Below are 13,264 nucleotides of genomic sequence, written 5' to 3' on the forward strand. Positions count from 1 at the left end.
GTTTAAAGCGGAATGTTGTCATGCTTCTTCCACGGATTCTCCAGCACCTTCCCGCGTAGCTTGCGCAGCCCCAACGCAATCCGCCGCCGCGTGGAGTGCGGATAAATCACCTCGTCGATATAGCCGCGCTGCGCTGCCACGAAGGGGTTGGCGAAGCGGTCTTCATATTCCTTCGTTTTCTCGGCGATTTTGTCGGGATCGCCCGCGTCTTTGCGGAAGATGATTTCCACTGCGCCCTTTGCGCCCATCACGGCAATTTCTGCCGTGGGCCAGGCGTAGTTGAGGTCGCCGCGCAAATGCTTGCTCGCCATCACGTCATAGGCGCCGCCATAGGCTTTGCGGGTGATCACGGTGATTTTGGGCACGGTCGCCTCGGCATAGGCGAACAGCAATTTCGCGCCGTGCTTGATGATGCCGTTATGCTCCTGAGCGGTGCCGGGCAGGAAGCCGGGGACATCGACGAAGGTCAGGATCGGAATTTCGAATGCATCGCAAAACCGCACGAAGCGCGCGGCTTTCTTGCTGGAATTGATATCCAGCACGCCCGCCAGCACCATCGGCTGGTTTGCGACCACGCCCACGGTGCGCCCCTCGATCCGGCCAAAACCGCACAATATGTTGCCCGCATGCGCCGGTTGCACTTCGAAGAAATCGCCCTCGTCCAGTACTTTCCGTAGCACCTCGTGCATATCGTAAGGCTGGTTGGCGTTGTCGGGGATGACCGTGTCGAGGCTCATGTCCTCCCGGTCATGCGGATCATTTGTCGGCCGCTCGGGCACTTCCACGCGGTTCGACAGCGGGAGGAAATCGACGAAATTGCGCGCCGCCATCAGCGCCTCGATGTCGTTTTCAAACGCCAGATCGGCGACGCTGGTTTTGGTCGTATGCGTCACCGCGCCGCCCAGTTCTTCCTGCGTCACGACTTCGTTGGTTACCGTTTTCACCACATCGGGGCCGGTCACGAACATGTACGAACTATCCTTCACCATGAAGATGAAGTCGGTCATCGCGGGCGAATACACCGCACCGCCGGCACAAGGCCCCATGATCAGGCTGATTTGCGGGACAACGCCGCTGGCCAGAACATTGCGCTGGAACACTTCGGCATATCCGCCCAGCGATGCGACGCCTTCCTGAATCCGCGCGCCGCCGCTGTCATTCAGACCGATGACCGGCGCGCCCACCTTCATCGCGGTGTCGAGCACCTTGCAGATTTTCTCCGCATGACGTTCCGACAGACTGCCGCCGAAAACGGTAAAATCCTGACTGTAAACATAAACCAGCCGGCCGTTGATCGTGCCGCTGCCGGTGACCACGCCGTCGCCCGGAATATGTTCCGCATCCATCCCGAAATCGGTGCAATTATGCACGACATACATATCGGATTCTTCGAATGATCCATCATCGAGGAGAATGTCCAGCCGCTCGCGCGCGGTCAGCTTTCCCTTGGCGTGCTGCGCATCGATCCGCTGCTGACCGCCGCCCAATTGTGCGGCATCCCGGCGGCGTTCCATTTCGGCGATATTGGCGGACATATGTTTCCCTGCGTTCTTAGGCCGATGGGCCTAGAGCCGGGGATAGCGCCGGGTCAAGCAGCGCGGGCTAAACCTTCACCACTCCGTGTTCGATCAGGCTGCGTCCGCAATCGAGAATGCTCTCTTCTTCGGCCCGCGTTTTCCAGCCAAGCCGTTGTTCGGCGTGCGAGGCATCAGAATGGACCACGCGCCCGATGCTGGCCTTCAATCCGCGCAAGGGCGCATTGAACAGGGCAAAGATCGAAAACAGCCAGTCGGGCATCTGTTTGGTCGGCGCTTTCCTTGCCTGATCGCCCAGGCCGGCGCGCAGCACCTGCGCAATATCATGCAGCGTCATGAACTTGCCCGAGGCGATAAAACGCTCCCCCGCCAGACCCGGTTCCTCCAGACAGCGGACGTGCAAGTCTGCCACATCGCGCAAATCGACAACCCCGAATCCGATATCGGGCGCCATCGGGGCCGACCCGTCGAGCAATTGCTGGACTGCGAGGACCGAAGGCGAAAAGTCCGCACTTTCCACCGGACCAAGCACCATGACGGGATTGACCGAGACAAATTCCAGATCACCGCCTTCGGCAGCCACCCAGTCGCGTGCGGCGCGTTCGGCAATTGTTTTCGACTTGGCGTAGGCTGTGGTGTCCGCGCCGTTCACATCGGTCCAGTCAGCCTCGGTTACGGTAATCTCTTTGGCATCATGGCCATAAGCCACCGCCGCGATCGAACTGGTCTGGACGAACCGTTTGACACCCGCCGCCCTGGCAAACCGCAGCGCACGCAAAGTGCCTTCGCGCGCGGGGACGATCATGTCGTTTTCGTCTTTGGGCGTTTGTGCCGACAGCGGCGAAGCGACGTGCGCCACATGGCTGCAGCCTGCGACAGCTTCGGCCCAGCCATCATCGCTCATCAAATCGGCCTTGAAGACCTTCAACCGCGTATCGTGATCGGCGAAACGGCCACGCAGCGCGGGTTCTCTGGCTTTATCGCGGATGGTGGTGTGGACGTGCCAGCCTTTGGCGAGCAGTTGATCGATCAACTCCCCCGCAATAAAACCACTGCCGCCTGTGACAAGTACCGTGCCGGTCATTTCGATAAAATCCCCCTGTAAGCGGGATAGCGCAATCACCGCAATGCCGCAATAATTCCGGTTGATCTCGGCAGGTGCGTATCCGCTTCACCGGGGTAAAGACTACTTTAGCAGCACCAGTTCTTCCGCCATCGTCGGATGGATGGCCACGGTGTCGTCGAAATCGGCCTTGGTCAGACCGGCTTTTACCGCAACCGCTGCGGCTTGCATGATTTCGGGCGATTCCGGCCCGATCATATGGATGCCGACGATCCTGTCCGTCCCTTCCTCGCAAACCATCTTGTAGAGGCTGCGCTCGTTACGCCCTGCGATGACGTTTTTCATCGCGCGGAAATCGGACGTATAGACTTTCACCCCGCCCAGCTTGTCGCGCGCTTCGCTTTCGGTCATGCCCACTGCGGCGATGGGCGGATGGCTGAACACGGCGCTGGGCACGCAGCCATAATCGACCGTTCGGGGATTATTGCCAAACACGGTATCGGCAAAAGCCTGGCCTTCGCGGATGGCAATCGGGGTCAGCTGGATACGGTCGGTTACATCACCCACCGCATAAATGCTGTCGGCGTTGGTTCTGGAATATTCGTCCACCTTGATCGCGCCATTGTCGTCCACTTCCACGCCCACATTTTCAAGGCCCAGATTTTCGCTGTTGGGCACGCGGCCGGTCGCATACATCACGCAATCGACTTCCATCGGTTCATGACCCGACATCGTGACGCGCAAACAGCCGGCCTCGGTTTTCTCGATGCATTCAAACTCTGCATTGAACCGGAAATCGATCCCTTTCATCAGCGATATCTGCAGCAAACGGTCGCGGATCGAATGGTCATATCCGCGCAGCAATGTGTCGCTGCGATTGATGATGGTCACTTTCGATCCGAATTCGTTGAAGATTCCGGCAAATTCGTTGGCGATATAACCGCCGCCCGCGATCAGGATGCGCTTGGGTATGGCATCGAGGTGGAATGCCTCGTTCGACGTGATACCCAGTTCGCCGCCCGCACAGCCGGGCAGACGCGGGCGCGCACCGGCGGCGACCAGAATATACTTCGCGGTTTTGACCGTACCGTCGGCCAGCGTCACCTCGTGCGGGCCGGTGATGGTCGCGCGCTGCTCGATCACCTCGACATCGTTGTTCTCCAGCGTTTCGGTATATAGCCCCTCCAGCCGGGTAACGTCCTTCTGGACATTATCGCGCAGCTTTTTCCAGTCGAAGCTCTTGCCCTCGATAGACCAGCCGAATTGCAGCGCGTCCTCCAGATCCTCGGCAAAATGCGCCCCGTAAACGAGCATCTTTTTGGGCACGCAGCCGCGAATGACGCAGGTCCCGCCAACGCGGTATTCCTCCGCCACCGCCACCTTGGCGCCATGCGCTGCCGAAATCCGCGAAGCACGCACACCGCCGGAACCGGCACCGATGGTGAAGAGGTCGTAATCGTATTTGGGCATTGAAAACCTTTCGTCACCCCGGCGCACGCCGGGGTCGCTCAAATTCGAGCGCGGAATTTATGGATAGCGATGTCAGCCTGCGCCGGGATGACGCGCTAGGTCAACCCGGCCGCATCCAGCAGCGCCTGAGTGCTGGCATCAAACTCGCCGCCGCCTGCCTCAATGCTCTTCGCCATTTTCTTGCCCAGTTCCACGCCGAACTGGTCGAACGGGTTGATCCCCATCAAGACTGCATTGGCAAAGGTGCGGTGTTCGTGAAACGCCACCAGCGCGCCAAAGGTTGCGGGGTCGATATCGTCGCACAGGATCGTCGCGCTGGGCCGTCCGCCGGGGAAGCGGCGTGCGGCATCCTCACCCTTTTCGCCCGCCATCAGCGCTGCGCCTTGCGCGAAGCAATTGGTCAGCAGGATGCGGTGATGCGCGGGATCCTGCGTATCGCCGGGCGCGATGCTGGCGATGAAATCCACGGGGATCAGATGCGTGCCCTGATGCAGCAATTGGAACACGGCGTGCTGGCCGTCCGTCCCCACCCCGCCCCACGTAACCGGCGCGGTCGGCTCGGTAACTTCCTCGCCCTCAGCCGTCACGCGCTTGCCGTTCGATTCCATCTCAAGCTGCTGGAGGTAATCGGGGAAAAACCGCAGCCGTTCGTCATAAGCGAAAACCGCGCGGGTTTGCGCGCCCATCACCCGCGCATACAGCCGGTCGGCAAAGGCCGCACGCAGCGGCAGATTCGCCGCGCCGTCCGTGTCGCGGAAATGGCTGTCCACTGCGGCGGCCCCTTCGAGCATTTCCGCGTAATCACTCCAGCCCAGCGCAATCGCTACGGGAAACCCGATCGAGGACCACAGCGAATATCGCCCGCCGACGCTTTCGGCAAACGGCAGCACGCGGGTTTCATCCACGCCCCACTTCACCGCAGCTTCGGGGTTTGCGGTCAGCGCAACCACACGGCCATAAGTATCGCCGACCCCATTGGCGTTCAGCCAGCTTAGCGCGCTTTCGGCGTTGGTCATCGTCTCGATGGTGGTAAAGGTTTTGGATGCCACCGCGATCATCGTGGTCGCCGGGTCGCAGGCATCGAAGGCCGCTTCCAAAGCCAGCCCGTCGATATTGCTGACGACATGGACATCGACCTCGGCGCCATCGCGGCCCAGCGCATCGACCGCCAGTTTTGGACCCAGCGCGCTGCCGCCGATGCCGATATGGATCAGGTGCTTCACCTCGCCCAAGGCCCCCGCGTGGATTGCCTCGACCAGCCCGCGCATCCGCATATGCAGCGCATCGGCCAGCGCCACATCCTCATCCGCGCCGATCCCGCGTTCGGCGGTATGCGTGGCGGCGCGGCCTTCGGTGACATTGACGATTTCGCCGCCGAGCAATTCGTCGCGGTGCGCGGCAAAGTTGGCGGCCTGGGCCAGTTTTTCAAGCAGCGGCAGATTTTCGGCCGATAGATGCGTTTTCGACCAGTCGAACACCGCGCCGACCTGCTTTGCGTTACTGCACCATTCCAGCCGCGCGGACAGCCGCTCCAGCCGGTCAGCCTCTTTCGCGAACAGTTCCGGCAGCGGGGTGTGGTCCAGCTGTTCGATCTGCTTCCAGAGCTGCGTGGCTGCATCATTCATCGCAAAATCCCTTTTCGCCGCGGTGCGCCAGCGATCCAGCGCTGCGCCTATGGTTTCCTGGCTGGGAAAGCAATATTTACGGAGCCGTGAATTGGCATTGAATTGGCCGTGAATTGGCATTGAATTGGCATTGAATCAGCGCGGGTATCAATCGCCAAATCGCATCGCCGGACTTGACCGGAACGACCGCGCCTAGCAGGGCATTCCCGATGACCGAAACAACTCAGATACGCGAGCTGGACAGCAAGCCGGCCGCCGCCGCGCCGAAGGAGCAGGACAGCTTCTGGAAGTTCCTGCTCAAGCTGGCACTGGTGGTGGTAATTTTCCGCAGCTTCATTTTCTCGCCCTTCAATATTCCCAGCGAAAGCATGTTGCCGCGTCTGTGGAACGGCGACCATCTGCTTGCGGCCAAATGGCCTTATGGTTTTACCAGTGCATCGCTGCCTTTCGGTCTGCCGCTGATCCCCGGACGCATTTTTGCAAACGAGCCCGAACGCGGCGATGTGGTGATTTTCAAGCATCCGGTGGACGGGGTGGATTATATCAAGCGCGTGATCGGCGTGCCGGGTGATACCATCGCGATGCGCGGCGGACAGATAATCCTGAACGGTTCGCCGGTCCCCAAGGTGCAGATCGACGATTTCACCATTCCTGTCACACCCAACACGGGCTGCGTTTACGAGCGGTATTTCCGCGCGACCGCAGACGGCGGGGTCTGCGCATATCCGCAGTTCCGCGAAACACTGCCATCGGGCGAAAGCTACGATGTGCTCGATTTCGGCCCCACCCCGCAGGATGATTCCGCGCCGGTCATCGTGCCTGCGGGTAAAATGTTCGTGATGGGCGACAACCGCGATAATTCGCAGGACAGCCGCTTCCCCGCGCAGCCGGGCGGCGGTGTCGGGCTGGTCGATCAGGATCTGCTGGTTGGCCGCGCCCAGGTAATGATGTGGTCAACCGACGGCGGCGCTGAATGGTTATTGCCGTGGACATGGTTCACTGCCGCGCGCGGCAGCCGGATTGGCGGGACATTTTGACACTCGCCGCCGATCAGGGGCTTACTCCCGAAACGCGGGTCTGGCTGGCGGGGCTGGGTATCGAACCGGAAGACGACCTGCTTTATCTCGAAGCGCTGACGCATGGCAGCTATGGCGCCAAACGCAATTACGAACGGCTGGAATTTTTGGGCGACCGCGTGTTGGGCCTGTCGATTGCCGAATGGCTGTTCGAACGCAATCCGGCATCCGAAGGCGCTTTGTCACAGCGCCTCAACGCACTCGTCAGCCGCCAGACCTGCGCGGTGGTTGCCCGCCAGGTCGGGCTGCCCGACCATATCCGGATGGGCAAACAGGCGCGCGACGATGGCGGCGCGGAAAGCGACAACATTCTGGGCGATGTGATCGAAAGCCTGCTGGGCGCCAGTTTCATCGAACGCGGATTTGACGAAACGCGCGATCTGATCCACCGGATTTGGTCCGATCTGGTGCTGTCCGATACGGGTATCTCGAAACACCCCAAAAGTGCGCTGCAGGAATGGGCCGCGGGCAACCAGCGCAAGCCCCCCGAATATGAAATCAAGGCCCGTAGCGGTCCCGATCACGCGGCGCAGTTTACCGTTACTGTCACAGTCAAGAACGTCGGCACGGCAGAAGCCACCGCCGCCAGCAAGCGCGAGGCCCAGACTGCGGCTGCGCTGGCTTTCATGGAGAAATTCGCGTGAGCAAAACGCAGCAAGAACAATCGCCCAAATGCGGGATCGTCGCCGTGATCGGTGCGCCCAATGCGGGCAAAAGCACACTGGTCAATGCGCTGGTCGGCCAGAAAGTCGTGATCACTTCGGCCAAGGCGCAAACCACCCGCGCGCGGATGCTTGGCGTTGCGCTGCACGGCCAGACGCAGATCATTCTTGCCGACACGCCCGGTATTTTTGCGCCCAAACGGCGGCTTGACCGCGCGATGGTCGCCGCCGCATGGGAAGGCACGCACGAAGCCGACGCGATTATCCTGATGGTCGATCCGGTGAAGCAGCGCCGTCATGAACTGACGCCTTTGCTGGAAGGTTTGAAAGACCGCCCCGAACGCAAGCTGCTGGTGCTCAACAAGGTCGATATTGCCAAGAAAGAACCGTTGCTCGCGCTGGCGCAGGAACTGGGCGAAGCGGTCAATTTCGAAGAAATCTACTTCATCTCCGCGCTGTCGGGTGACGGCGTGCCCGAACTGAAAGATGCGCTCGCCGCGCTGATGCCGCAGGGTGTGTGGCACTTTTCCGAAGATCAGGTGTCCGATGCCAGCGAACGGCTGCTGGCCGCCGAAATCACGCGCGAACAGCTGTACCGCCAGTTGCACGAAGAACTGCCCTATGACAGTGCGGTGCGCCCGGAAAGCTACACCCGCCGCAAGGACGGAAGCGTGGAAATCCGCCAGCAAATCGTGATCGGACGCGAAAGCCAGAAACCGATTGTGCTGGGCAAAGGCGGCAGCAAGATCAAGGCAATCGGCGAGGCTGCGAGGCTGGAGCTGACCGAGCTGCTAGGTCAGAAAGTCCATCTGTTCCTGCACGTCAAAGTCAGCGAAAACTGGGCCAATGACAAGGAAGTGTTCGAGGAAATGGGGCTGGAATTCGGGCGCTGATCTGACGCCGCCTTATTCGCCCGGTCAGCTTTGCGAAGGCTGGGTTGACCACCCGCCTAACGCTTTTTGGCAATCGCGATCTTGTTGTTTTTAGCGAAGTCGCGCGTGGATTCCTCGCTGCGGTTGAGCGCCTTGGCAATTTGCTTGAGGCCCTGACCCTTGGTGGCGAGCAGTTTCAGCTTGCCCGCCTCGTCGGAATTCCAGGGTTGCTTGTGCCGTTCGAAATTATCTTTACCCATTAAATTTCCACCCGATTTGCTGTCCTACACCGCTACAATCCGTCACAGCGCGTGAGGCTCTTTCACACCGTCGTATATCGGTTTTTTGCCGCTTCGTCAAAAGTGTCCGCTTTTGATCGTGGCACGCAAACCATTCTAATCGCGTCGTTAACTGCGACGCGATTAGAGTTACAGGGTGTAACTAGTGTAACCCTGCCCCCCGCTTTGTCATCCCCGGCGCCGGCAGGGATAACGCACTTGATCAGTCCGCTTGCTCTTCGGCGGGCGCTTTCTTTTTGGCGGGCGCTTTCTTCTTTGCTGCCGGTTTTTTCTTGGCGGCAGCCTTCTTTTTGGCGGGAGCTTTTTTCTTGGGCGCGGCCTTCTTGCGCTTTTTCTTCACCGGTCCCTTGGCGACGCGGGCGTCGATCAGCCCGATGGCCTGTTCCTCGGTCACGTCTTCAGGCTTCATGTCGCGCGGGATCGTGGCGTTGGTGGTGCCGTCGGTAACGTAAGGACCATAGCGGCCCGGCAGCACCTTCATTTCGGCTTCGCTGACCGGATGTTTGCCGAATGTCTTGATCGGTTCAGCCTTGGCGCGGGTGCCGCCCTTGCGATTGGCCGCCTCCGCCAGCAGCGTGACCGCGGCGTTCATGCCCGTGTCGAAGACATCGCGTGTGCTGGTCAGCTTGGCATATTTGCCGTCGTGCCGCAGATATGGACCATAGCGGCCGATATTGGCCTCAATCTCGTTGCCGGTTTCCGGGTGTGAGCCCACGATGCGCGGCAGATCGAGCAGTTTCAAAGCCCAGTCCAGATCGAAATCATCGAGGTCCTTGGGAATGCTGGCGCGCTTGGCGTCCTTGCCCTCGCCCAACTGGATATACGGGCCAAAGCGGCCCGTCTTGCGTTCCACTTCGAGGCCGCTGACGGGGTCTTTGCCCATCGACTGGTCATCGCTGCCATCTTCACCCTCGCCGCCCGGCTGCGCGAAACGGCGGGTAAATTTGCATTCGGGGTAATTCGAGCACGCGACAAATGCGCCATATTTACCGCCGCGAAGCGCCAGACGGCCAGCCTCGCATTTGGGGCACAGCCGCGGATCGCTGCCGTCTTCTTTGGGCGGGAACAGGTAATCGGACAGAAATTCGTCGAGGATTTCGCTGACTTCGGATGGTTTGAATTCCATCACTTCGTCGGATTTGGGTTTGAAATCCTTCCAGAATTCGGCGAGCAATTGCTTGTATTCGGCCTTGCCATCCGAAACCACATCAAGCTGGTCTTCCATCCCCGCGGTGAAATCATACGCGACATAGCGCGGGAAGAAGCGTTCGAGGAAGCTGGTAAGCAGCCGCCCGCTTTCCTCGGCAAAAAAGCGGTTCTTCTCCATCCGCACATAATCGCGGTCGCGGATGGTCTGGATGGTGCTGGCATAAGTGGACGGACGCCCGATGCCCAGCTCCTCCAGCCGTTTGACCAGACTGGCTTCGGAAAAACGCGGCGGCGGCTGGGTGAAATGCTGGTTTGCCTCCACACCGCGGCGATGCGGGGCATCACCCTTGGCCATATGCGGCAAAAGATTCGCATCGTCTTCGCTGTCGTCGCGGCCTTCTTCGTACACGGCCATAAAACCGGGAAATTTCACGACCTGGCCGGTCGCGCGCAATTCGTGAAGGCCGGTGGGATCGCGCAGGGTCACCGCAGTGCGCTCAAGCCGGGCGCTGGACATCTGGCTGGCCATGGCGCGTTTGAAAATCAGCGAATACAGCTTGGCCTCGTCGCCGCTGCCCTTGCGGTCGATCTTGAAGCTGGTTGGCCGGATCGCTTCGTGAGCTTCTTGTGCGTTCTTGGCCTTGGTGGCGTAAAAACGCGCCTTTTGCGGCACGTAATTGCCATCGTACCGCTCGGCAATGGCGCTGCGTGCGGCATCGATCGCACTGCCATCCATCTGCACACCGTCGGTCCGCATATAAGTGATCGCGCCCGCTTCGTACAAATTCTGCGCCAGCCGCATCGTGTGGCTGGCCGAAAAACCCAGCTTGCGCGAAGCCTCCTGCTGCAGCGTCGAGGTGGTGAATGGCGGCGAGGGATTACGCGTGAGCGGCTTGGTATCAACGTCCTCGACAGTGAAGCGCGAACCTTCGACGGCGGCCTTGGCCTTCATCGCGGAGCCTTCTTCGCCCAGGGTCATCTTGTCGATCTTGTCGCCGGCGAATTTGACCATACGCGCATCGAATTGCGTGCCGTCCTGTTCGTATCGGGCGACAATCGACCAATATTCCTGCGGCTTAAAGGCTTCGATTTCTTTCTCGCGATCAACGACAATCCGCAAGGCGACCGACTGGACGCGGCCGGCCGATTTCGCGCCCGGCAATTTGCGCCACAAGACGGGGCTGAGCGTAAAGCCGAACAGATAATCGAGCGCGCGGCGCGCCAGATAGGCGTCGATCAGATCCATATCCAGCCCGCGCGGAGACTTCATCGCTTCGGTGACGGCGGCTTTGGTAATCGCGTTGAAGGTCACACGGTCAACCACCGCCGGCAGCGCCTTTCGCTTGCGGAGCAGTTCCTGAACGTGCCAGCTGATTGCCTCGCCTTCGCGGTCAGGGTCAGTTGCCAGAATCAGACGGTCGGCGGATTTGGCCGCATCGGTGATTGCTTTCACCTGTTTCTGCTTGTCGCGATACATCTCCCAATCCATCGCGAAATCCTCGTCAGGACGCACGCTGCCATCTTTGGGCGGCAGGTCGCGGACGTGGCCGTATGAAGCGAGGACCTTGAAGCCCTTGCCCAGATAATTCTCGATGGTTTTCGCCTTGGCGGGCGATTCGACGATAACAAGCTGCATGGTAATTCGGATTTTTCCTTACGTGTACACGTGCACGCGAGAGTGGAACCGGGCGTAATGGCGCGTCAAGCCCGCGGTGTTTGGCAGCGCATATGGTGGCTTTTCTGCGGTTTCGCCACCCCGTTCTTGTTTCGCTCAGCCAATCAGGCTGACCCGCCCTGCCGCGTGTCTGACCAGTTGTCCCGTGATTTCAAGCTCCAGCAGCGCCATCTGCACCGCTGCGGCGCCGGCCTGTGACTGGCGGATCAACTCGTCAACGCCGATCGGCGCGGTTGTCAGCATGCTTGCGAGATCGGCGGGTTCGGCAGCTTCGGAATCGGCGAAATTCTCTCCCGGATTGTAGCCGAAGTCTTGCGCTTCACAGAAGGAACTGCGCGGCCCACCCTCAAAGCCCGACATGAGTTCAATGACGTCGTCGGGTGATTGGACCAGCACTGCTCCGTCGCGGATCAGCTGGTTGCAGCCCTGGCTTCGCGCGTCCAGCGGGCTGCCGGGGATCGCCATAATCTCGCGTCCGCTTTCCCCCGCGAGCCGCGCGGTGATAAGCGAGCCTGATTTCGGCGCAGCCTCGACCACCAGCGTTCCCGCAGCCAGACCGGCAATAATGCGGTTGCGGCTGGGAAAATGGCTCCCGCGCGGTTCGGTGCCGGGTGGCTGTTCGGCGATCAGGAAACCCTCGCTCGCGATCTGTTCCTGCAACGCGGAATGCTGCGGGGGGTAGGCGATATCGATACCACTGGCGATCACACCGATGGTCGCCGGCATGGCGCCCTGATGCGCGCTGCCGTCAATCCCGCGCGCAAGTCCCGAAACTATTACAAACCCTGCATCAGCCAGCGCCTGGGCAAAATCGCGCGCCAGTTTGACCGCCGCGGCAGAGGCGTTTCGCGCACCGACCATTGCGACGCAGGGTCTGGCCGCCAGGGACGCATCACCGCGGATGGTGATTATGGGCGGGGCGCTGTCAATCTGGCCCAGCAATGCGGGATACTCCGCCATATCGTGGAACAGATAACGCGCACCCGCTTTGCGCACTTCGCCAATTTCGCGTTCGATCTGGTCTTTGGCAGCGGCACGGTATTCTCGCTTGCCCCTGGCGGCCAGATCGGGAAGCGCACCAAGCGCCTGTGCTGCACTGCCAAACCGGCGGATCAGCTGGGCATAGCTTACCGGCCCGATATTTGGCGAGCGTAGCAGCCTGATGCGGGCAAAAGCCTCGTCCTGGGTCAGTCCCGTTTTTGAGTCCGCAGCAGGCTTCACTTCTTGCTGCCGACCTTTGGTTCGGTTCCGGCCCGCAGGCGTGCAATGTTTTCGCGGTGCAGCCACAGGATCAGCGCGGCGATCGCCGTAAGAACCGGGACAAGGCCCGGAAATCCGAAGGCAAAAGCGGCGATGGGCGCAGCCACGGCGGCTGTCATTCCGGCAAGCGATGAAAAACGCATGATCGCCAGCATTCCAATCCAGACCGCCGCATATACCGCGCCGATCTGCCATGCCAGTGCGAAACAGACTCCGGCCAGCGTGGCCACACCTTTACCGCCCTTGAATTTTAGCCAGACCGGAAAACAATGCCCCAAGATCGCGCCCAGCGCAGCAAAGCCGGCAACATCGGGCAGCCACGCCCACGCCAGCGCAACCGGTGCAAAACCCTTCGCCAGATCAAGCATCAGCGTCGCCGCTGCCAGCGCTTTGTTACCTGTGCGAAGGACGTTGGTCGCACCGATGTTGCCCGAACCGATGTTACGGACATCGCCCAGCCCGGCAATCCGCGTCAGCAGCAGCCCGAACGGCACCGAGCCAAATGCGTAACCGAGCAAGCTGGCGAAAATCCAATCCATTTCAGCTTCCTATAGTCAGACTGCGGCATTGTCGAAGGC

Annotated in this window: 11 protein-coding genes; 3 read left to right on the forward strand and 8 right to left on the reverse strand. The window is 60.4% G+C overall.

The genetic code is table 11. The features are described from left to right. Positions 1 to 2 precede the first annotated feature (2 nt). The 4 genes from WFP06_RS08010 to pgi all read right to left on the reverse strand — a co-directional run bounded on the left by WFP06_RS08010 (position 3) and on the right by pgi (position 5,693). Positions 3 to 1,535, reverse strand: coding sequence for an acyl-CoA carboxylase subunit beta (locus WFP06_RS08010; RefSeq protein WP_336986691.1), 1,533 nt, complete (start codon positions 1,533 to 1,535; stop codon positions 3 to 5). Between the two features lie 67 nt (positions 1,536 to 1,602). Next, positions 1,603 to 2,619, reverse strand: coding sequence for an NAD-dependent epimerase/dehydratase family protein (locus tag WFP06_RS08015; RefSeq protein WP_336986692.1), 1,017 nt, complete (start codon positions 2,617 to 2,619; stop codon positions 1,603 to 1,605). A 102-nt stretch (positions 2,620 to 2,721) separates the two neighbouring features. Next, positions 2,722 to 4,068 carry a glutathione-disulfide reductase gene (gene gor / locus WFP06_RS08020; RefSeq protein WP_336986693.1) on the reverse strand — a complete coding sequence of 449 codons (1,347 nt, stop codon included), beginning with the start codon at positions 4,066 to 4,068 and terminating at the stop codon, positions 2,722 to 2,724. 95 nt (positions 4,069 to 4,163) lie between these two features. Beyond that, positions 4,164 to 5,693: a glucose-6-phosphate isomerase gene (pgi, locus tag WFP06_RS08025; protein ID WP_336986694.1), complete on the reverse strand. Its 1,530-nt coding sequence runs from the start codon at positions 5,691 to 5,693 to the stop codon at positions 4,164 to 4,166. A 209-nt stretch (positions 5,694 to 5,902) separates the two neighbouring features. Here pgi and lepB point away from each other — a divergent pair, with 209 nt between their 5' ends. Genes lepB through era form a run of 3 tightly spaced genes read left to right on the forward strand, consistent with a single transcriptional unit; the run spans position 5,903 to position 8,324 of the window. Continuing rightward, positions 5,903 to 6,730, forward strand: a complete 828-nt coding sequence (lepB, locus tag WFP06_RS08030) for a signal peptidase I (protein ID WP_336986695.1) — start codon at positions 5,903 to 5,905, stop codon at positions 6,728 to 6,730. Then, on the forward strand, positions 6,727 to 7,413 hold the full coding sequence (gene rnc, locus WFP06_RS08035; protein ID WP_336986696.1) for a ribonuclease III: 687 nt from the start codon (positions 6,727 to 6,729) through the stop codon (positions 7,411 to 7,413). Before lepB ends, rnc begins: the two co-directional genes overlap by 4 nt. Then, entirely contained in the window at positions 7,410 to 8,324 is a 915-nt protein-coding gene (gene era, locus WFP06_RS08040) for a GTPase Era (protein WP_336986697.1), read from the forward strand. The genes rnc and era overlap by 4 nt, the downstream gene beginning before the upstream one ends. A 56-nt stretch (positions 8,325 to 8,380) precedes the next feature. Here era and WFP06_RS08045 read toward each other — a convergent pair whose 3' ends face one another. From WFP06_RS08045 to plsY, 4 genes are all read right to left on the reverse strand, one after another. Continuing rightward, complete coding sequence (locus tag WFP06_RS08045; RefSeq protein WP_336986698.1) at positions 8,381 to 8,563, reverse strand: hypothetical protein; 183 nt, start codon at positions 8,561 to 8,563, stop codon at positions 8,381 to 8,383. 241 nt (positions 8,564 to 8,804) lie between these two features. Further along, the gene (gene topA / locus WFP06_RS08050; protein ID WP_336986699.1) at positions 8,805 to 11,387 is read right to left on the reverse strand and encodes a type I DNA topoisomerase; all 2,583 of its coding nucleotides are present in this window, start codon (positions 11,385 to 11,387) and stop codon (positions 8,805 to 8,807) included. Between the two features lie 135 nt (positions 11,388 to 11,522). After that, a complete protein-coding gene (gene dprA / locus WFP06_RS08055; RefSeq protein WP_336986700.1) occupies positions 11,523 to 12,647 on the reverse strand; it encodes a DNA-processing protein DprA in 1,125 nt (374 codons plus the stop codon). Next, positions 12,644 to 13,225, reverse strand: a complete 582-nt coding sequence (gene plsY, locus WFP06_RS08060) for a glycerol-3-phosphate 1-O-acyltransferase PlsY (RefSeq protein ID WP_336986701.1) — start codon at positions 13,223 to 13,225, stop codon at positions 12,644 to 12,646. Before plsY ends, dprA begins: the two co-directional genes overlap by 4 nt. Positions 13,226 to 13,264: the final 39 nt, after the last annotated feature.

It is taken from the genome of Altererythrobacter aquiaggeris, from assembly GCF_037154015.1.
GTDB lineage: Bacteria > Pseudomonadota > Alphaproteobacteria > Sphingomonadales > Sphingomonadaceae > Aestuarierythrobacter > Aestuarierythrobacter aquiaggeris.